The following is an 18,557-nucleotide window of genomic DNA, read 5'->3' on the forward strand; positions in this document are numbered from 1 at the left end:
ATTATTTTCTTTCTTACAAACTTTAACATTCAAACAATGATCAACGATATAAAAAAATTCCTAAACGAAGACCAAGACCCAAAAGCAGTAGAAAAAATCAGTGAAAAAGTCAATGATCTATTAACCAATGGAGAAACTGTGGAATATATCGCAGTCCAAAACAAGCCTGCCATTAATATATCTCCGGATTCTATCGTTCTTACCAATAAAAGAATCCTGTTTTTTCGCTCAAAATCATTTGGATTGGTAACCGATTTCAACGATTATCTTTGGAAAGATGTTGCTGAGAGTCATATTAGCGAAGCTATTTTGGGTTCCACTTTCACAATGACTGCAGTGACTGGCTATATTGAAACAATTGATTATATCCCAAAATCTCAAGCCAGAAAACTCTATCAATATGCTCAAGGCAAAGAAGAGCAAATGATAGAATACCGCAGAGAAAAAGAACTGGAAGAAAGAAGAGCTGCAGCAGGAGGAATTGTTGTCAATACACAAAACGAAAATCAGGAAAAAGCTGCAGAACCACAAGAAGCAAAATCAGAAACACCAGCTGAAGATCCAATGGAAACCTTACTGAAACTAAAAGCATTTTTGGACAATGATTTGATATCTCTTGAAGATTACGAAACCAAAAAGAAAGAAATCCTCAGCAGAATGTAACAATCCGAAAGCAAAATGTCATTCAACGTTTTGCTTTTTTGTTTTAAATTTACATCAATCAAATAATTATGTCCCAAATCTTCAAAGCCCATCTGGATAAATTCATCACAATTACTGATGAGGATTTTGCTTTGATATTGGATTATTTTGAAGTTAAAAACTTTAGAAAGAAAGAAATTCTTTTAGAAGAAGGACAGGTTTGCCGGCAGAATTATTTTGTTTTGAAAGGTCTTCTCAGAAAGTTTTTCATCAACGAAAAAGGTATTGAGCAAACTACAGATTTTGCTTTGGAAACCTGGTGGATGACGGATAACTTCTCATTCGAGCGCAAAACACCTGCAGACTTCAGCATTCAGACAGTAGAAAAATCGGAAGTTTTGACTATCAGCAGCGATTCTCAGGAAAAACTCCTTAACGATTTTCCGATAATGGAAAAGTATTTCAGACTTATTTATCAAAGAGCTTTTGCTGCCAACCAACGGCGAGTCAAATATATTTTTACCTATTCCAAAGAAGATTTCTACTTCTCATTAGTCAAACAATATCCTGAATTTGTGCAGCGTGTTCCGCAATATCTCATTGCTTCTTTTCTCGGATTCACACCAGAATATCTGAGCGAAATTCGTAAGAAAAGCATTTCTTAAACCAGTTTAAGTTTTTCACGTTTTTGATTTCCCAACTTTGTATCATCAAAACGAAGGAAATGGAAACTACCACCAACAATCGGTTTCAACAATTATTTTTAAGACTGGCTTTAGGCATTACACTTCTATCTGTTGTTGCGGATCGATTCGGGTTTTGGGGCAAAAGTTCGGCTTGGGGTAATTGGCAGAATTTTGAAAATTATACCAAACAAATCACTTCTTTTCTGCCAGAATTCCTCAGTATTTTCGGAGCTTATGCTGCAACATTTTTAGAAACAGTCTTCGCCCTACTTTTAATTCTAGGTTATAAAGCCAAATGGACAGCCATTGGAACAGGCTTTCTTTTATTGATGTTCGCCTTGTCTATGAGCATCACTTTAGGCATCAAAGCGCCACTCGATTATTCGGTTTGGATAGGTAGTGCTGCGGCATTCTTATTATCTAGTCAGAATCAATTTCATTTTAGTATCGATAACAAAATCAAAAATTGAATAAAATCAAAAACAATGGAAAAACGTATCAACATCAGCAAAACAGATTCTCAGGCTTATAAAGCAATGTTAGGATTGGAAAGTTATCTGGCACAATCAGAAATCTCAAAAACGATTAAAGAACTTATCAAAATAAGAGCTTCGCAAATCAATGGCTGTGCTTACTGTCTGGATATGCATACTAAAGACGCCATCAAATATGGAGAGACAGCTGAAAGAATTTTCCTGGTAAGCGCCTGGCACGAAGCGGAAAAATTCTTCACAGAAGAAGAGAAAGTTGCTCTTAAAATGACCGAAGAAATCACACTAATCAGCCAGAATGGCCTTAGCGAGGAAACTTATCAAAAAGCAAAAGCTGTCTTTTCTGAAAAGCAAATTGCAGAGGTTATTATGGCGATTGTAACTATCAATTCCTGGAACAGAATCGCTTTGAGTACAAGATTAGAAATAGGAGAATAATAAGTTACTCGAAACTAATTTCTAAAAACGCACGTATGTTTTACTAAAAAGACACGTGTGTTTTGGACAAAAGGTACGTGCCTTTTGATGAAAACGCACGTACCTTTTTAAGTGCCTCTGCAAACGCCCTATCCATCGGACTTGCAGAAGGGCATTTTTTTGATTCAAATTCAATAAAAAATCCTAATCAGTTTTGGTTAGGATTTCAGTTTTTGTAAACATTTTCTTTCCACAATTGGATGGCGTAATCTTTGAAAACACTAGGTGCAGAGTCGAAAGCTTTGTCCAATTTATATTCTCCACCTATATATTCATTAGCGCCAAACTGAATTTTGTTTTCACCTCGCATTGCATATTTTTTGTTGCCTTCGTACAATATTAATTTCAGATTGACAGGACTTACATCGCCGTGACAACCGACTTTGTACATTATCCAAACCTCAGCGATTCCGTTTTTGTCTAAATCTGTAATGATTGGAAATTGAGGATAAAATTCGGCTTCGATATCAACCGGACAATCGGCCACAAAATCGTACATTTTCCAAATCTGCAAATTATTTTTATCTAAACAGAAATGGTAAGCAAACAATTCGAAGTCTGCGCTGTCATCAAATTCGTGTTTGAATTTTTCGTTTCTGTGATAACCTGACTCTGAAAGAATAACCAGATTCTCTCCAACTTCATCTTTCCATTGAACTGCTTTTTTAAAATTTCCATTATAAACAATCGATTTTGGAATCTGCGCTGAATCGACTTCAACTGCGATTATGAAGTCTTTTTTATCAGGATTTTCAGTATCAATTTTATTAGTTTGATTTTGTTCTTTGGGATTACAACTAACGATAAATATTAATATTAAAAAACAAAAAGGAAGTAATAGTTTTCTCACAAAATGATGAATTTGAAACGAAGTTAATTAAAAAAATCTTCAATGAGTTGTGGAATGTTGATTTCGTATACGTCATTGCGGCCGTGATGGTAAGGGCGCGAGCGCAGCGAGCGGTCTAGCAATATTTTTGCAAAAATATTGCTAGACGGAACCCCTGGACAGCGCGAATTGTCCGCCCAAATTACTACAAAAAAAAACGCTTCCGAATTGGAAACGTTTTATATCTGAAAGTTAAATTTTTATTTGATGAAACCTCTGCTTCTCAATAAAGGTTTGATATCCGCTTTATGACCCGTAAATTCTTCAAAAGCCTTGTTCAAATCTACACTGTTGCCGACGGAAAGAATATATTTTCTGAATCTGTCACCGTTCTCTCTCTTGATTCCGCCATTCGCTTTTATCCATTCCCAAGCATCAGAATCCAAAGTCTCTGACCAAAGGTAAGCGTAATAACCCGCTGAATATCCGCCGCCCCAGATGTGTGCAAAGTAAGGCGTATGGTATCTTGGCGGAACTTGTGGAACTAATAATCCATATTTAGACAACGCCTGCTTTTCAAACTCCAAAACAGGAATCAATTGGCTGTCAGAAGTTACGGTATGCCAATTCATATCCAACGTCGCAGCTGCCACCAATTCTGTTGTTGCATAACCCTGATTGAAGTTAGATGCTTTTTTAATCTTATCAATCAAAGTCTGAGGCATCGGCTGTTTGGTCTGATAATGTAAAGCGTAATTTTTCAAAATCTCCGGTTCCAACGCAAAATGCTCATTGATTTGAGAAGGGAATTCCACAAAATCTCTTGGTGTATTCGCTCCAGAAATGGATGCATATTTTTGGTCCGCAAATAAACCATGCAACGTATGACCGAACTCGTGGAACATAGTTTCTACATCGTCATAAGAAATCAAAGAAGGTTTTCCCGGCGCAGGTTTTTGATAATTGAAAACATTTACAATCACCGGCTTCTGTCCTAATAGATGAGACTGAGGAACGAAATTGTTCATCCAAGCGCCACCACTTTTGTTGCTTCTTGTGTAGAAATCCAGATAATAAAGCGCCAAAGATTTTCCGTCTCTATCGAAAACCTCGTAAGCTACCACATCCGGATGGTAAACCGGAAGGTCTTTTCTTTCTTTGAAAGTGATGCCGTAGAATTGCTCAGCAGCATAGAAAACGCCTTTTTCCAAAACAGTTGTCACTTCGAAATAAGGTTTGATTTCGTTCTCATCAAGGTCATATTTGGCTTTTCTAACCTGCTCAGAATAGAAATTCCAGTCCCAAGGTTCAACTTTGAAACCACCTTTTTGCGCGTCAATCACTTCCTGAATTTCTTTAGCTTCACGATTAGCCGTTTCCACAGCAGGTTTTGCCAATTGTGCCAAAAGTCCCATTGCCGCTTCCGGCGTTTTTGCCATTTGGTCTTGCAAACTCCATTCAGCGAAGTTCTTCTTCCCGAAGAGTTGAGCTTTCTGTAATCTTAATTTTGCTAATTTCTCAACCGTTCCTCTCGTATCATTTTCGTCGCCTTTTTCAGCTCTTGTCCAGGATGCTTTGAAGAGTTTTTCTCTCGTAGCTCTGTTTTTCAGATTCTGCAAAAGTGGTTGTTGCGTTGTATTTTGTAAAGCCAGAAGGTATTTTCCTTTTTGTCCGGCTTGTTCCGCATCGGTTGCCGCAGCTGCGATTTCGTCAGCAGAAAGTCCGTCTAATTCTTTAACATCAGAAATCAAAACAGCTCCTTTTTTTCTAGCTTCCAACAATTTGTTACTGAATTGAGTGGCTAAAGTTGCCAATTGTTGATTGATTTCCTTTAGCTTTTCTTTATTTTCAGCGGAAAGGTTTGCGCCTGCAATTTCAAAATTAGTCAAATAAAACTCAGTCAATCTTTTGCTTTCCGCATCCAGTTTATCAGTCTTTACGGCTTTTAATCTTTTGTAAAGCTTTTCATTCAAATTAATTTTATCCGAATGGGAAGCGAAAATCGGTGCATATTCCTCTTCTAATTTCTGAAGATTATCATTGGTATTAGAACTTGTCAGATTATAAAAAATAATGGTTGCTCTTCCCAAAGTTGGACCACTGTTTTCCAAAGCCAAAACCGTATTCTCAAATGTTGGAATAGCTTTGTTATTGACAATTTTATCGATGTTTGCCAATTGCTCTTTCAAACCCAATTCAAAAGCCGGTTTGAAGTGTTCGTCTTTTATTTTATCGAATTCCGGAGCCTGATACTGTAGCGAACTTTTTTTAAGAAATGGATTGTCTTTCATAGATTTTTGTGTAGTTGCAGAGGCTTTTTTATGCTGAGCATTTATGGTCATATTTCCTGCGTTGAAAGCTAGGAAAGTGATTAGTAAAGTAGTTCTTATTTTCTTCATATAATAAAAATATTTCGGGGAATAAAAGTAATGAAAACTAAGAGAATATCAGTTTTTAAGCAACAGAATTTTTAAACCGCGAATTGAATGCAGCCCGACTTGAACGGAGCTCATTTTTTGTGGTTGGAAAAGCAAGGGCAAAAATAGCGGGAGTGGAAGGCGGAAAAGCTGCCCAAAATAATTCATTTATCCTCCTCGTCTTCATCACCGCTCCAATGGTTTTCCTCAAAAGAAATACTGTCCAAAGCCAGCAATTCGGCTTCACGTTCAAGTGATTCGCGAAGGGTGAAGGTAATCATATCCTTGTCTTTTTCTTTCGCCAAACGTCTGGTCATAGCTTTGTCAATTAACATAAAACGTTTGCCCATTCTTCTGGCGGTATATTTTCGCATCCCGTTTTCCTGAAGGATATCGACTGCCATATCAACCGCTGTTCCCAAAGTTTCACGATAAATATGATTGACATTTTTATTGAGGAAATCATAAGCGTCCAAACGGTTTTTAGCTCTTACAAAAATTTTGACATCAGGATAATTTTCTTTGGCATAATCTACCAGAAATTTATTTTTTTCAGGGTCATCCAAACAAAGAACAAGAAGTTCAGCTTCTTCTATTCCTGCAGAACGCAACAATGCGGGTTTTGTGGCATCGCCGTAATAAACGTTGAAACCATTTGACCTTAACAAAGCAACTCTATCTGGGTCATTATCCAAGACGGTCGAACGGATTCCGTTGGCTTTCAAAAGACGTCCAACTGTACTCCCGAAAAATCCGAATCCCACAATAATCACTTTACGTTGTTTGATAATTCCGAGTTCTATATTTTCTTCATTTTTCTGTTTGATAAATTTTTTATCAAGAACTTTTTCTTTGAATATCAAAAGTAACGGCGAAATACACATCGTAATCGCTACAATCGCCATCAATTCTCCGTTGGCCTGATAATCAATCAAATATAAACTTGCGGCGAAATTGACCAAAACAAAAGCGAATTCTCCAACTTGTGACAATGCAAAAGCGAGGAAAAAACTTTGTTCATTATTCATCTTGTAATATTTCCCAATTCCGAAAAGAACAAACGCTTTTACAGTCAAAACGATGAACGCAGCAGAAAATATAAAGAACGGTTTGGAAACAATAATATCAAAATTAATAGTTGCGCCAACACTTACAAAAAATACAGCCAGCAACAATCCTTTGAAGGGATCAATGGCACTTTCCAATTCGTGACGGAATTCACTGTTGGCTAACATTACACCAGCGATAAAAGCACCAAGCGCAGGACTTAAATCAACCGAAATCATCAACTCAGAAACACCGATTACGAGGAATAATGAAGCTGCGGTCAATAATTCATTCAATCCAGACCTTGATACAAATCTTAGAAACGGCGTGAAAATATATCGCCCTAACAATATCAAAGCTAAAACGGCGAAAATCACGGTAAAAGGTTGCAACCATTCTGGTAAATATTGTAGTAATATTTTTTCGTGATCAGCCTGTTCTAATGCTCTTTTGGACTTTGATAAAAATGGTAATAATGCCAAAATCGGAATCACCGCAATATCCTGAAATAATAAAATCGAAAAGGAAGATTCACCACTAACGGTTCGGAAAAGATTTTTCTCTTTCAACGTCTGCAAAACAATCGCTGTGGACGACATTGCAAAACAGAGTGAAATAATAAATGAAGTTTTCAAGCCAAATCCTGCAATGTAAAATACCATAAAAATCCCGATGATACTTAGTAGCATTTGACTCAAACCAAGTCCAAGAATCCGTTTTCTAATTTGCCAAAGTTTCTGAGGTTCCAATTCCAACCCGACCAAAAACAACAGCATAATCACGCCTAATTCCGATGCGTGCATAATATCTTCGGCATCTCTTCCCGTCAATTGTAAACAAAACGGACCAATCAAAATCCCGCCAAGAATATATCCAATGACAGAACTCAATCCCAGTTTTTTCCCCAACGGAACCATAATAATGGCCGCACCAAGAAAAATCAGAATTGTCATCGCAATGGAACCTTGCATCTATTTTATTTTGAGGGTTTGAGATAATTCATCAGAAAGAACATCCAATTGTTCGTCATTCAGATTATCCGCGTTATAAATGATATGTATTTTTTTGAGGTCGATATTATTCACCTTCAAGGAAACTTTCAAGCCTGAGAGCAACTCTTCAACTTCAGTTTCGTATTTGCCTTCTTTAGTATAATTGGCTTCTCGTCCGCCAACGCTTGTGATAATAAGCGCATCTTTTCCAGACAAAATATTGATTCCGTTTTCCGATACCCAACGCATATCAAAAACCTCATCTATCCACAACTTCAGCAAAGGCGGAAGACCAAACCAAATGATTGGAAAATGGAAAATAATGCGCTCATATTCTACAATTCTTTTTCTTTCACGGAAAGGCTGAATATGAAAATCGGGGTAATCCTCATACAAATCCCGAAACGTGACATTGTCCAAATCATCATAACATTCTAACAATCTAACATTTGTGGTAGAATGTTCGAAATAAGGATGCGCAAATAGAACCAATGTTTTTTTCAAAGAAATCTCGATTTTCGTAAATATAGTGATTTTCTTTTTTTATGTCAAGATTTGGTGTATTACGAAATTGAAAATAATTTTTGTTGATGGGAATTATTTTGGGATATTTGGAATATCTTTAGAATTAAAAACTAATAATGGACAAACATTTTAAATATAAATATGATGATTTATTTAATCCTACTTTAAAAGCGATAAAAAATCTTGGTAATTCTGGTTCAGTTTCAGAGATTGAAGATGAAATAATAAAAATTCTTAATCTAAATGAAAATGCAATAAATGAAATTCATAGAGAAAGTACAACAAAATTAACATATAGACTTGCTTGGGCAAGAAATTATTTAAAACGCTATGGATTACTAGAAAACTCATCAAGAGGTGTTTGGGCTTTAACAGAAGATGGAAAGAAAACAAATGAGGTAAATAAAGAAAAAGTTAAAAAATTTGTTGTAAAAAAAGACAAAGATGAAAGATTAGAGAAAAATCATGAAAATTTAGAAAAAGACTCTCCAAAGATTGACGATAAACCAGAAGAAATTGACGAATTTACGTGACAAGATAAATTGTTAGAATCTATTAGAAATATTGAACCTATGCAATTTGAACGTCTTTGCCAAAGACTTTTAAGAGAACTTGGTTTTATAAATGTCGAAGTTACAGGAAAGTCCAATGATGGAGGAATTGATGGGAAAGGAATATTAAAAATAGGTCAAGTCCTTTCATTTCACGTTGTATTTCAAGCAAAAAGATATCAAGGAACTGTTTCACCTTCTGTCATAAGAGATTTTCGAGGAGCAATGGATGGAAGAGCTGAAAAAGGTTTGATAATGACAACAGGAAGCTTTAGCAAAGAAGCAAAAAAAGAAGCCCAAAGAGACGGAGCTAAACAAATCGATTTAATAGATGGAAATGAATTTGCAGAAAAACTTAAAGAATTAAGATTAGGTGTAAATGTTGAATTAGTAGAAGAAGTAAAAATCAAAAATGATTGGTTTAAAAATCTTTAAAAAATAAAACCCAGACAAAAAATCTGGGTTTTATTATATTTTGTTTTCAATTTTACCATCCACCAGAAGCACCGCCTCCGCCGAAACTTCCTCCGCCGCCAAAGCCACCGAAACCGCCTCCACTGCTTCCGCCACCAAATCCGCCGCCGCCGAAGCTTCCCGGAAATGGGAAAAATCCGCCTCGGTATCTTCGGTTTCCTTTTCTTGATAGTGTGTAATCATCGTCATCGTAGTTTCCGCCGCCGTTATTACCATTCAGAATACTTATCAAAATAATAATGACAATTATAATCAGAATAATAGCGCCAATACTGATTCCGTCATCGTTCTTTTGTTTCTTGACAATCGGTTTGAATTTCCCTTGTACCGCTTCCATAATAGCAGACGTTCCACGGTCAATTCCATTATAGAACTCTCCTTTTTTGAAAGCTGGTGTGACAAGATAATCCAAAATCTGCCCTGCAACCGAAGCCGTCAAATATTGCTCAACAGCACGACCTTGCTGGATAGACATTGTTCGGTCTTCTGTAGCAATCAGGAAAACAACACCATTATCAACACCTTTTTGTCCGATTCCCCATTTTTCGCCGTACATTGTTGCGAGATAATTGACATCTTCCCCACTGGTTGTCGGGAGAATTATGACTTCAATTTCTGTCGAGGTAGAATCGGAGAACTTGATGAGTTTTTGATTCAAAGCCTCTTTTTCAGATTCCGACAGCAATCCTGCTTTATCATATACAGGATAAAGAACCGCCGGTTTTTCAGGCACCAATTGAGCTTTGGAAAACAATCCAAAAATCAGGAATAATGCGAAAATATATCGTTTAAGAGAAGCTGATATCATTGGGTAATTCATTGATATTTTCCCCAACTACAGGGAAATATTTTTTCAGTTCGAGTCCGGTTTTCAGAATGGCATCTTTCAGACCTTTGTAATAATTTTTTTTTGCAAATTCGGAAGTAATTTCATCGTGGAGATTATCCCAAAATGTTTGCTTTACTTTTTTATGAATGCCTTCGTCTCCGATAATCGTGAGATAATGTTGTTCAAAATTCACATAAAACAAAATGCCGTTTCTTTCTTTGGTAAGATGCATTTCCAACGAATTAAAAATCGCAAATGCTTTTTTTGCAAAATCATCTTCGGCGGTGGAATCTATATGCACACGAATCTCACCCGAAGAATGGTCTTCAGCTATTTTGATGGCTTCCACAAGGGAAGCCATCTCTGTATCTGTAAGGAAGTGATTCATTATTCTGAAAATGCGGGAGGTGCTTTTTCTGCGCCTGCTTCTGCTTTAAAATATGGTTTTTCTTTGAAATTGGAGAAGTTCGCAATCACGTTATTTGGAAACGTTTTGATATTAGTGTTGTATTCTTTCGCAGCATCGTTGTAATAAACCGTTTCTGAACGGATGCTGTTCTCAATCGCTGTATATTCTCTTTGGAAGTTGATATATTGCTGGTCAGCTTTCAGGTTTGGATAACTTTCCACAACGGCCAATAATCTGCTCAATGAACCGCTCAATTCGCCTTGCGCTGCTTGGAATTTTGCCATATCAGCTTCGGTCATATTAGTTGGGTCGATGTTTACAGAAGTTGCTTTTGACCTTGCTTCAACCACTTTTGTTAAAGTTTCAGATTCGAATTTTGCATAAGATTTTACCGTTCTCTCCAGGTTCGGAATCAAATTCGCTCTTTTTTGATAAACCGTTTCTACGTTTGACCATTTCGCATTCACGGTTTGTTCCTGACCTACAAAGCCATTTCTAATTCCGACTGCCCAAAATCCCACTATAGCGATTAATGCAACGATGACGATTAATACAATACAACCTTTACCTTTCATAGTTTGATGTGTTTTAAAATTTTAATTAAACCAAATATACAAATTAAATATAATGATGAAATTTATTTTTAATTCCGAGAATCAATTAGCCTTCGATGATTTTTTTTCGATGCTTAATTCCCCATTCTACAAGGTTTTCCGTGAGTGGTGTGACACTTTTCCCATATTCTGTAATCGCATAAAAAACCATTAGCTGATTTTCGTCCGTGACAGTTCTTGTAATGAGAAGATTGGTTTCCAGCTCTTTCAGTTGTTTGCTGAGCATTTTTGCAGAGATTCCGTCGATTTCCCGTTCCAGTTTTTTGAAATGAATATTCTGATGTTGCCGGTTATTCAAATATCTCAAAATCATCAGTTTCCACTTTCCACCAAGGATTTCCAGACAATCTCGCATTGCCCGAAGTTCCTCGCCACAAGTTGTTTCCCGTTCTATATTGTTTTCAATAATCTTCATAGTACTTTCATTAAGGTAAGTAGTTACCTATTGTTAACTAGTAACAAATTTAAAGCATTTTACTAATAAATTTGTATTAAAATAATTGAAGATGAAAGCCATTATTCTAGACGAAAACAATCAGCTTAAAGACGATATCGTCACATTAAGACCAATAAATAAAGACGAAGTCCGAATCAAAATCATCGCATCCGGCTTCAATCCCATCGATTATCAGATGCGGGAAAACGAACACGAAAAGAAATATTTATTCTCAAATATTTTGGGGCGGGAAGGTTCCGGAATCATCATCGAAACTGGAGAAAATGTAACCGAATTCAAAATTGGAGATGAAGTATTTTTCGCCTGCGGAAGTATGGGAAGCAACGGAACTTATGCTGAAGAAATCATTCTTCCCGAAGCAATTGTTGCTAAAAAACCAAACTCGATAACTTTCGAAGAAAGTACTGGTTTACCTTCAATCGGAATCACTGCTTTTCAGATTTTCAACAGAGTGGATTGGAATCAAATTGAAAATATTCTGATAAGCGGAGCTTCCGGCGGAGTTGGGAATTATATTTTGAGATTAATTTTAGGAAAATTCAACAAAAAAATAATTGTCACTGCTGGCAATCAAGAAAGTATTCAGCAATTGATTGATATCGGAATTAATGAAAATCAAATCGTCAATTACAAACAGGAAAATTTAGTTGAGAAAATTTTGGAAATTAATCAAAATCAGAAATTAGATATTGTCATCGATGCGGTTGGAATGCAATTCTCAGAAATCTCAGCCGAAGTTCTTAAAGCCAATGGAATCTACATCAACGTCACTCATTTTATTACTCCAAAAGCTAATGATTTACTTTTCGGAATTGGTGCAACGATTCTTAATATTTCAAATTTCATTTATGCAAAGGAGAAAAATTATGATTATTTCAGAAATTCTCTTAATCAAATAAAACGATACATCGAAGAAGGAATTATTCAGCCTTTACCTGTAAAAATCGTTGGTGGACTTTCTGCCGAAACTGCTGAAAAAGCGCAACAATTATTGAAAGAAAATAAGACGCAAGGCAAAAAATTAATAATGAAAAATCAAGAATAAATGACCAACATAAAAGCAATCCCAAGACGAATTATCACAGGAACAAAAGACGGAAAATCTTACATTGCAAAAGACGAAATCGTCACCAATGTTTCAGAACATTTTAAAGGATTAATTATTTCTGACGTTTGGCAAACCAGCAAAATGCCTGCAACTTTTGAACAGGAAAAACCAATAGAAAATTTCGCAATCCCAAGTGTTATCAAAAACGGAACTTATTTCCGCTACGTTCAGATTCCGCCAGATGAACAATTAGGAATCGAAGCGCCTGAAGGACAACCTCATCCACTGATACATCAAACCAAAAGTCTGGATTACATTATTATTTTGTCGGGCGAAATTTACCTGATTACCGATACAGACAAAACACTTTTGCAAGCTGGTGACATCGTCATCCAAACCGGAACCAATCACGCTTGGAGCAATCGTTCTGATGAAAACTGTATCCAATTGGCAGTTTTGATTGACGCTGAATAATCAAATAGAAAAAATTTCTCGCAGATTAAGCTGATTTCGCAGATTTAATTTAGATAAAAAAATCTGCGAGATTTTGAAATTTTAAATAATAACAGAAATATTATTTTTCAAAAACCTTCGCTTCCTCCCAAAGCTCATCCATTTCTACAAGATTAAGGTCGGCGAGGCTAAGGTTTTTAGACAAAGCTAACTCTTCCATTTTCTGAAATCTTGAAATGAATTTTGAATTCGTTTTTTCCAAAGCCGTGTCAGCATTCAGACCAGAGATTCTTGCGTAATTAATCAAAGAAAAGAAAACGTCGCCGAGTTCAGCTTCTTTTTTGTCTTTTTCAGTTTCCTGATGAAATTCCTGAAGTTCTTCTCTCACTTTTGCCCACGCATCGTCTGCAGAATGAAATTCAAAACCAATTCCTTTCACTTTATCCTGAATTCTGTAAGCTTTGATAATCGGAGGCAAACCTTTCGGAACACCTGACAAAATAGATTTATTTCCTTCCTTCAGCTTCAGCTTTTCCCAGTTTTGTTTTACTGCTTCTTCATCTTCTGCAACAGTATCGCCATAAATATGCGGATGACGGAAAATCAGCTTTTCGTTCAAAGAATTAATCACATCAGCAATATCAAAACTTTCTTTCTCAGAACCAATTTTTGCATAGAAAACCAAATGCAGAAGCACATCGCCCAATTCCTTTTTGATTTCCAGCAAATCCTCATTCAGAAGTGCATCCGACAATTCGTAAGTTTCTTCCAAAGTCAGATGACGAAGCGTTTCAAAAGTCTGCTTCTGGTCCCACGGACATTTTTCCCGAAGGTCATCCATTATATCGAGAAGCCTTCCAAAAGCTTCCATTTTTTCTTGTCGTGTATTCATTTTATATTATTTATTTGGGCAGCTATTTCCGCCTTCCGCTCCCAATCTTTTTTGCCTTTGCTTTTCCAGCCGCAAAAAAGGATTTCCGCTCAAGTCGGGCTACAGCTTCGCAAAGTTGAACGTTTGTCTTTTAATTGTCAGTTTCCAACAACTTTCAACCAAACCAACAACTATTTTCTCACATCTTCAATAATAATATGACTATTAACTTCCAGTAATTTCTTTAAAAATTCATCCTGATTTTCCGGTGTAATGTAAAGGTCGTTGTTAAATTTCGAAAAAATAATCAATCCACCTACCGAAGTTCCACATTTGTGAAATCCGCTCCACATTGTTTCTCCGATTCGGATTTTCGTAATTTTAAAAATGCTCACTCTGAAAATATCGAAGATAACATTTACAACTAATTCTTCACCATCAATCTTGATTTTGATTAAAAAGAAACTGATAAGTAAAACTGAATTGACAATTAATAAAATCAACAATAACACCAGCCATCCTGAAAATGGCATATCAAAATAAGATGCAATTAAAATCCCAACAAAAAGCAAAGTGATTCCTAAAAATATAGAACCATAAATCCAGTCTCTTTTGCTTTTGTAAACTTTCATTAATGTGATTTATTTTGTAACATCGGAACAAATTTATAAACCCCAAATTCCTCTTTCTCAAACTGGGTATCAGAAATTTTAGTAAATCTATAAAGAATCTGTTCATCGGTTTTCCCGAGCGGAATTACCATTTTTCCTCCAACTTTTAATTGTTTCAATAATTCGGTCGGGAGAACTTCTGCGCCACAAGTCACTAATACTTTGTCAAAAGGAGCAAACGTCGGCAAACCTGCGAATCCGTCTCCAAAACTTTGAAATTTCGGTCTCAAATTTAATTCTCTCAGAATTTTAGTAGAAAAATTATACAAATCTTTTTGACGTTCAATGGTATAAACCAAAGCTTTCATTTGGATAAGAACTGCCGTCTGATAACCACATCCTGTTCCTATTTCCAACACTTTTTCGCCTTCATTCACTTCCAGCAATTCAGTTTGTTCGGCAACAGTTGATGGATGAGAAATGGTCTGTTTGGAAGCGATAGGAAAAGCGCGGTCTTCGTAAGCATAATCTTCGAACACACTTTCTATGAAAAGATGTCTCGGAACTTCGTTCATTGCATCAAGAACAAAACTATCCGTAATCCCGATTTTCTGATGAAGATAATCGATTAATTGTTTTCTTTTGCCCTTGTGAACGTAAGTATCTCTCATTATTTTAATTAGTAGTTTTTCAAATCCAGACTGCAATTTCCGAAGTAAAATTTTAAAATCCAAACAAGAATCATTATTTTAAAAATATATCAAATAATTAACCGTTAATCAGAATAAAGTTTATAGCTTTGATTGTTTTTTTATTAAAAATTTAAATATATTTTCAATTAATTGAATGAAAGAATGGATGTTATGCAGAAATTAAGAGCTTACATTAAAGGAACTGGTTCATACGTTCCTCCAAAAATTTTAAAAAATGATTTTTTCGAAAAAGTAGGTTCTTCCGACGAGTGGATTTTTAAGAATCTGGGAATCAGAGAACGCCGGATTGCCGAAGGTGAAGTGACCAGCGATTTGGCTTATAAAGCAGGATTGAAAGCTTTGGAAAATACAGATGTCGCTCCAAAAGATATCGACCTGATTATTGTTGCGACCTCTACTCCAGACAGACAAGCACCATCAACAGCGTGTTTTGTTCAGGAAAAGATGGAAGCGCCACAAGCGGTTGCTTTCGATATTTCTGCAGTTTGTTCTGGCGGACTTTATGGAATTGCTATTGGTTGTCAATTCATTGAAACTGGAATGTATAAAAATGTTTTGGTTATTGGAGCGGATACTTTTTCAACGATTACCGACTGGGAAAGAAAAGATTCGGTTTTCTTTGGAGATGGTGCTGGTGCGATTTTGTTATCCGCAACGACGGAAGACAAAGGTTTTTTCGATTTTAAACTTCACGCAGACGGAACTGGAAAATATCATTTTAATATTCCCGCTGGTGGTTCAGAAATGCCGGCTTCGGAAGAAACTTTGAAACAACGCCTTCATTATTTCCAAATGAACGGGAAAGAAGTTTTTGAAACCGCAACAAGAGTTTTGCCGGAAACAATCAATGAAATCTTAGAAGCTAACAAACTGACTTCCGATAATGTAGATTGGGTAATTCCTCATCAGCCAAGCATCAGAATTCTTCAGGAAACGGCGAGAAAAACAAATATCCCGTTCGAAAAAGTAATGACAAATATGGATAAATACGCCAACACTTCCGGCGGAACAATCCCAATTGTGCTAGACGAAACCTTCAAAAGCGGACGTATAAAAGCTGGAAATCTATTGCTTTTTGCGGCAGTTGGTTCCGGCTGGACTTGGGGAACTGCACTTTATAAAGCTTAATTTTTTATCGCAAAGTCGCAAGAATTAAAATACAGAACCCATAAAAGTCGCAAAGTTTTCGTTTGCGACTTTTAAACAAAATCAAATTAAAAAATAGCGCCTTTGCGTTAATATATAACACTTGGAAACTATGTTAGATAATCAAACTTTCCTTATTACCGGAATTGCAGATGAAAATTCATTAGCGATGAAAACCGCAGAAAAAATCCTTGCCAACAACGGAAAAGTTGTTTGTACAGGTTTAGGCGTAACACCTTTTCACAAGAATCTTTCCGAAAAAGCAGAATCTTTCCTCAATAAAAATTATGAAGATTTCGAAAATGCCTGCAAAAAAGTTTTGGGTAACGATGTTTACACTGCTCCACTCGATGTGACATTGCCTGACAGTTTAAGTCACTTTGCTGATGATTTGAAAACAAAAAACATTGCACTGAATGGTTTTCTTCACGCTATTGCAATGGACAAGACGATTAGAAATAAGTCCGTAAAGCCAATGCTGGAAGTAACAGCAGAGGAATTCAATGATACGATGAATGTGTCTGCGTTTTCTCTGGTTACGCTTTGTCACGCTTTACTTGCAAATGGTGTTTTGCAAAATGGTGCTTCGATAGTTTCATTAAGTTATATTGCAGCGGAGAAAGTTTCATTTTTCCCTTATATCAATATGAGTATTGCAAAAGCGGCACTTGAAAGACTGACAATAGAAATGGCTTACGAACTCGGAAAAAAATACGGAATCCGTGCCAACGCCATTAGATTCTCGCCTTATATGGGAAGTAAAGCCGGAAATGCTACTTTGAAAGTTGAAGACGTTGAAAGGGCGAATAGAATCAGTCCGTTGGGGAATGCTTTACCTGAAGATTTGGCATACGAGATTGTTCATCTCTTCCGAAAAGAAACCAGAATTACTGGCGAAATTCGTCACGTGGATGGTGGTTTTCATATTATGGGATAACGTTTATATTTTTAAATTAAAGATTCTAAATTTTAAATTTTCTAGAATATTAAAATAGATTTAAGCCACAGATTTTGTGGCTTAAATTTTTTATTTAATTAAATTGCATCATCAAAATTATTTTAAAATTTATGAGACAAATAAAGACTGCTTTGTTGGCTTATGGCGGTTCGGGGAAATTATTTCACGCACCATTTCTTGAAGTTAACGACGGATTTGAATTAATAGGTGCTTACGAACGAAGCAAAAAAAATATTAAAACAGATTATCCTGAAGTTAAAAGTTTTGATTCTCTGGAAGAAGTTTTACAAAGTGATGCCGAATTAATTGTGGTTAATACGCCAATCGACACGCATTTTGAATTCACGAAAAAAGTTTTGGAAGCAGGAAAACACGCTTTAGTTGAAAAAGCTTTCACTACAACTTCTGAGGAAGCGGAAGAATTGCACAAGCTTGCCAAAGAAAAGAATCTGAAGCTCTGCGTTTATCAGAATCGAAGATATGACAGCGATTTTCGAACTGTGAAAAAGGTTTTAGAAGAAGGTTATCTCGGAGAAATTGTGGAAGTAGAAATTCGATTTGAAAGATATAATCCGGAATTGAGTCCAAAAGCCTGGAAAGAAAATGGAAATCCCGGTGCAAGTATTTTGATGGATTTGGGTTCGCATATTATTGACCAAGCATTGAGTTTGTTTGGTTATCCTGAGAAAGTTTTTGCGGACATTAGAAGAACTAGAGAGAATACGCAGATTGATGATTATTTTGACATTCTGCTTTATTATTCTGACAAACGCGTGAGATTGAAATCCAGTTATTTCGTGAAAGAACCAACGCCATCTTATGTTTTCCATGGCAAAAAAGGAAGCTTCCTAAAACACCGTGGTGATGTTCAGGAAGATGAATTGAAATTGGGAAAAGTTCCGAATCGCGAGAATTGGGGAACGGAGCAGGAAGAGAAAACTGGACTTTTGGTTTACAATGATAGAGTTGTCAACTTCCCTACTTTTCAAGGGAATTATCTGGATTTCTATGATGACCTTTACAATGCGATTGTGAATGATAAGAAAGTTCCTGTGACAGCGAAACAAGCTTACCATACAACGAAAGTGATTGAGGCGGCGAAGGAAAGTTCTGAGAAGGGAGAGGTGATTGAGTTATGAGTTATAAGTGATGAATTATTATTCTCAATTTTCCTAAATATTTCTCACAGTTTAGATTCTTTCAGAATGACAAAATTTGTATTTTATGACAAATCTTGTTTTATGTTGAATCTGCAGCCCGACTTGAGCGGAAATCCTTTTTTGCTTTGGCTAAGATTCTATTGATGACAAATCGTCT

At 36.2% G+C, this 18,557-nt stretch carries 22 protein-coding genes; 11 read left to right on the top strand and 11 right to left on the bottom strand.

The genetic code is table 11. The annotated features are described in order from the left end of the window. The first annotated feature begins 36 nt into the window (after nt 1–36). The 4 genes from BUR19_RS16445 to BUR19_RS16460 all read left to right on the top strand — a co-directional run bounded on the left by BUR19_RS16445 (nt 37) and on the right by BUR19_RS16460 (nt 2,257). The gene (locus BUR19_RS16445; protein WP_083600810.1) at nt 37–663 is read left to right on the top strand and encodes a PH domain-containing protein; all 627 of its coding nucleotides are present in this window, start codon (nt 37–39) and stop codon (nt 661–663) included. A 68-nt stretch (nt 664–731) separates the two neighbouring features. Further along, a complete protein-coding gene (locus BUR19_RS16450; RefSeq protein WP_074236573.1) occupies nt 732–1,307 on the top strand; it encodes a Crp/Fnr family transcriptional regulator in 576 nt (191 codons plus the stop codon). Nucleotides 1,308–1,366: 59 nt separating this feature from the next. Further along, nucleotides 1,367–1,798: a DoxX family membrane protein gene (locus tag BUR19_RS16455; protein ID WP_074236574.1), complete on the top strand. Its 432-nt coding sequence runs from the start codon at nt 1,367–1,369 to the stop codon at nt 1,796–1,798. Between the two features lie 15 nt (nt 1,799–1,813). After that, nucleotides 1,814–2,257 carry a carboxymuconolactone decarboxylase family protein gene (locus tag BUR19_RS16460; RefSeq protein ID WP_074236575.1) on the top strand — a complete coding sequence of 148 codons (444 nt, stop codon included), beginning with the start codon at nt 1,814–1,816 and terminating at the stop codon, nt 2,255–2,257. A gap of 205 nt (nt 2,258–2,462) precedes the next feature. Here BUR19_RS16460 and BUR19_RS16465 read toward each other — a convergent pair whose 3' ends face one another. The 4 genes from BUR19_RS16465 to BUR19_RS16480 all read right to left on the bottom strand — a co-directional run bounded on the left by BUR19_RS16465 (nt 2,463) and on the right by BUR19_RS16480 (nt 8,085). Further along, entirely contained in the window at nt 2,463–3,146 is a 684-nt protein-coding gene (locus BUR19_RS16465; RefSeq protein WP_074236576.1) for a M949_RS01915 family surface polysaccharide biosynthesis protein, read from the bottom strand. Between the two features lie 239 nt (nt 3,147–3,385). Further along, nucleotides 3,386–5,467 (bottom strand): M3 family metallopeptidase, encoded by a 2,082-nt coding sequence (locus BUR19_RS16470; RefSeq protein ID WP_245799105.1) that lies wholly within the window; start codon nt 5,465–5,467, stop codon nt 3,386–3,388. A gap of 239 nt (nt 5,468–5,706) precedes the next feature. Then, nucleotides 5,707–7,560: a monovalent cation:proton antiporter-2 (CPA2) family protein gene (locus BUR19_RS16475; protein ID WP_074236578.1), complete on the bottom strand. Its 1,854-nt coding sequence runs from the start codon at nt 7,558–7,560 to the stop codon at nt 5,707–5,709. After that, nucleotides 7,561–8,085 (bottom strand): NAD(P)H-dependent oxidoreductase, encoded by a 525-nt coding sequence (locus BUR19_RS16480; RefSeq protein WP_074236579.1) that lies wholly within the window; start codon nt 8,083–8,085, stop codon nt 7,561–7,563. Between the two features lie 137 nt (nt 8,086–8,222). On the opposite strand from BUR19_RS16480, the gene BUR19_RS19070 reads away from it, so the two are divergent. Next, the gene (locus BUR19_RS19070) at nt 8,223–8,639 is read left to right on the top strand and encodes a winged helix-turn-helix domain-containing protein (protein WP_221407795.1); all 417 of its coding nucleotides are present in this window, start codon (nt 8,223–8,225) and stop codon (nt 8,637–8,639) included. 9 nt (nt 8,640–8,648) lie between these two features. Further along, nucleotides 8,649–9,092 (top strand): restriction endonuclease, encoded by a 444-nt coding sequence (locus tag BUR19_RS19075; RefSeq protein ID WP_221407796.1) that lies wholly within the window; start codon nt 8,649–8,651, stop codon nt 9,090–9,092. A gap of 52 nt (nt 9,093–9,144) precedes the next feature. On the opposite strand, the gene BUR19_RS16490 is transcribed toward BUR19_RS19075, so the two are convergent. From BUR19_RS16490 to BUR19_RS16505, 4 genes are all read right to left on the bottom strand, one after another. Next, nucleotides 9,145–9,939, bottom strand: a complete 795-nt coding sequence (locus BUR19_RS16490; RefSeq protein WP_074236580.1) for a TPM domain-containing protein — start codon at nt 9,937–9,939, stop codon at nt 9,145–9,147. Next, on the bottom strand, nt 9,920–10,348 hold the full coding sequence (locus tag BUR19_RS16495; RefSeq protein ID WP_379956003.1) for a TPM domain-containing protein: 429 nt from the start codon (nt 10,346–10,348) through the stop codon (nt 9,920–9,922). Before BUR19_RS16495 ends, BUR19_RS16490 begins: the two co-directional genes overlap by 20 nt. Next, nucleotides 10,348–10,944: a LemA family protein gene (locus BUR19_RS16500; protein WP_074236582.1), complete on the bottom strand. Its 597-nt coding sequence runs from the start codon at nt 10,942–10,944 to the stop codon at nt 10,348–10,350. The genes BUR19_RS16495 and BUR19_RS16500 overlap by 1 nt, the downstream gene beginning before the upstream one ends. An 85-nt stretch (nt 10,945–11,029) precedes the next feature. Further along, complete coding sequence (locus tag BUR19_RS16505; protein WP_074236583.1) at nt 11,030–11,398, bottom strand: winged helix-turn-helix transcriptional regulator; 369 nt, start codon at nt 11,396–11,398, stop codon at nt 11,030–11,032. Nucleotides 11,399–11,489: 91 nt separating this feature from the next. On the opposite strand from BUR19_RS16505, the gene BUR19_RS16510 reads away from it, so the two are divergent. Together BUR19_RS16510 and BUR19_RS16515 are read left to right on the top strand one after the other, a co-directional pair. Continuing rightward, entirely contained in the window at nt 11,490–12,485 is a 996-nt protein-coding gene (locus tag BUR19_RS16510) for an NADP-dependent oxidoreductase (RefSeq protein ID WP_074236584.1), read from the top strand. Then, the gene (locus tag BUR19_RS16515) at nt 12,486–12,962 is read left to right on the top strand and encodes a cupin domain-containing protein (RefSeq protein ID WP_074236585.1); all 477 of its coding nucleotides are present in this window, start codon (nt 12,486–12,488) and stop codon (nt 12,960–12,962) included. A gap of 100 nt (nt 12,963–13,062) precedes the next feature. Here the strand turns inward: BUR19_RS16515 and mazG are convergent, their stop codons facing one another. From mazG to BUR19_RS16530, 3 genes are all read right to left on the bottom strand, one after another. Further along, nucleotides 13,063–13,833, bottom strand: coding sequence for a nucleoside triphosphate pyrophosphohydrolase (mazG, locus tag BUR19_RS16520; protein ID WP_074236586.1), 771 nt, complete (start codon nt 13,831–13,833; stop codon nt 13,063–13,065). A 170-nt stretch (nt 13,834–14,003) separates the two neighbouring features. Further along, nucleotides 14,004–14,444 carry a PH domain-containing protein gene (locus BUR19_RS16525; RefSeq protein WP_074236587.1) on the bottom strand — a complete coding sequence of 147 codons (441 nt, stop codon included), beginning with the start codon at nt 14,442–14,444 and terminating at the stop codon, nt 14,004–14,006. After that, on the bottom strand, nt 14,444–15,094 hold the full coding sequence (locus tag BUR19_RS16530; protein ID WP_074236588.1) for a protein-L-isoaspartate(D-aspartate) O-methyltransferase: 651 nt from the start codon (nt 15,092–15,094) through the stop codon (nt 14,444–14,446). Before BUR19_RS16530 ends, BUR19_RS16525 begins: the two co-directional genes overlap by 1 nt. Before the next feature lie 192 nt (nt 15,095–15,286). On the opposite strand from BUR19_RS16530, the gene BUR19_RS16535 reads away from it, so the two are divergent. From BUR19_RS16535 to BUR19_RS16545, 3 genes are all read left to right on the top strand, one after another. Continuing rightward, nucleotides 15,287–16,264 carry a 3-oxoacyl-ACP synthase III family protein gene (locus BUR19_RS16535; protein ID WP_074237023.1) on the top strand — a complete coding sequence of 326 codons (978 nt, stop codon included), beginning with the start codon at nt 15,287–15,289 and terminating at the stop codon, nt 16,262–16,264. Nucleotides 16,265–16,394: 130 nt separating this feature from the next. Next, on the top strand, nt 16,395–17,219 hold the full coding sequence (locus BUR19_RS16540) for an SDR family oxidoreductase (protein WP_074236589.1): 825 nt from the start codon (nt 16,395–16,397) through the stop codon (nt 17,217–17,219). Between the two features lie 131 nt (nt 17,220–17,350). Then, nucleotides 17,351–18,379 carry a Gfo/Idh/MocA family oxidoreductase gene (locus BUR19_RS16545; protein ID WP_074236590.1) on the top strand — a complete coding sequence of 343 codons (1,029 nt, stop codon included), beginning with the start codon at nt 17,351–17,353 and terminating at the stop codon, nt 18,377–18,379. Nucleotides 18,380–18,557: the final 178 nt, after the last annotated feature.

The sequence above is a fragment of the Epilithonimonas zeae genome (assembly GCF_900141765.1).
In the GTDB taxonomy this organism is placed as follows: Bacteria; Bacteroidota; Bacteroidia; order Flavobacteriales; family Weeksellaceae; genus Epilithonimonas; species Epilithonimonas zeae.

Excerpts from the sequence above, each read along its gene's own strand:
- BUR19_RS16470 (WP_245799105.1), bottom strand. The coding sequence starts at position 5,467 with ATGACCATAAATGCTCAGCATAAAAAAGCCTCTGCAACTACACAAAAA.
- BUR19_RS16510 (WP_074236584.1), top strand. The coding sequence starts at position 11,490 with ATGAAAGCCATTATTCTAGACGAAAACAATCAGCTTAAAGACGATATC.
- BUR19_RS16495 (WP_379956003.1), bottom strand. The coding sequence starts at position 10,348 with ATGAATCACTTCCTTACAGATACAGAGATGGCTTCCCTTGTGGAAGCC.
- BUR19_RS16525 (WP_074236587.1), bottom strand. The coding sequence starts at position 14,444 with ATGAAAGTTTACAAAAGCAAAAGAGACTGGATTTATGGTTCTATATTT.
- BUR19_RS16500 (WP_074236582.1), bottom strand. The coding sequence starts at position 10,944 with ATGAAAGGTAAAGGTTGTATTGTATTAATCGTCATCGTTGCATTAATC.
- BUR19_RS16490 (WP_074236580.1), bottom strand. The coding sequence starts at position 9,939 with ATGATATCAGCTTCTCTTAAACGATATATTTTCGCATTATTCCTGATT.
- BUR19_RS16540 (WP_074236589.1), top strand. The coding sequence starts at position 16,395 with ATGTTAGATAATCAAACTTTCCTTATTACCGGAATTGCAGATGAAAAT.
- BUR19_RS16450 (WP_074236573.1), top strand. The coding sequence starts at position 732 with ATGTCCCAAATCTTCAAAGCCCATCTGGATAAATTCATCACAATTACT.
- BUR19_RS16515 (WP_074236585.1), top strand. The coding sequence starts at position 12,486 with ATGACCAACATAAAAGCAATCCCAAGACGAATTATCACAGGAACAAAA.
- BUR19_RS16535 (WP_074237023.1), top strand. The coding sequence starts at position 15,287 with ATGCAGAAATTAAGAGCTTACATTAAAGGAACTGGTTCATACGTTCCT.
- BUR19_RS16505 (WP_074236583.1), bottom strand. The coding sequence starts at position 11,398 with ATGAAGATTATTGAAAACAATATAGAACGGGAAACAACTTGTGGCGAG.
- BUR19_RS16530 (WP_074236588.1), bottom strand. The coding sequence starts at position 15,094 with ATGAGAGATACTTACGTTCACAAGGGCAAAAGAAAACAATTAATCGAT.
- BUR19_RS16475 (WP_074236578.1), bottom strand. The coding sequence starts at position 7,560 with ATGCAAGGTTCCATTGCGATGACAATTCTGATTTTTCTTGGTGCGGCC.
- BUR19_RS16545 (WP_074236590.1), top strand. The coding sequence starts at position 17,351 with ATGAGACAAATAAAGACTGCTTTGTTGGCTTATGGCGGTTCGGGGAAA.
- BUR19_RS16445 (WP_083600810.1), top strand. The coding sequence starts at position 37 with ATGATCAACGATATAAAAAAATTCCTAAACGAAGACCAAGACCCAAAA.
- BUR19_RS16455 (WP_074236574.1), top strand. The coding sequence starts at position 1,367 with ATGGAAACTACCACCAACAATCGGTTTCAACAATTATTTTTAAGACTG.
- BUR19_RS19070 (WP_221407795.1), top strand. The coding sequence starts at position 8,223 with ATGGACAAACATTTTAAATATAAATATGATGATTTATTTAATCCTACT.
- BUR19_RS16460 (WP_074236575.1), top strand. The coding sequence starts at position 1,814 with ATGGAAAAACGTATCAACATCAGCAAAACAGATTCTCAGGCTTATAAA.
- mazG (WP_074236586.1), bottom strand. The coding sequence starts at position 13,833 with ATGAATACACGACAAGAAAAAATGGAAGCTTTTGGAAGGCTTCTCGAT.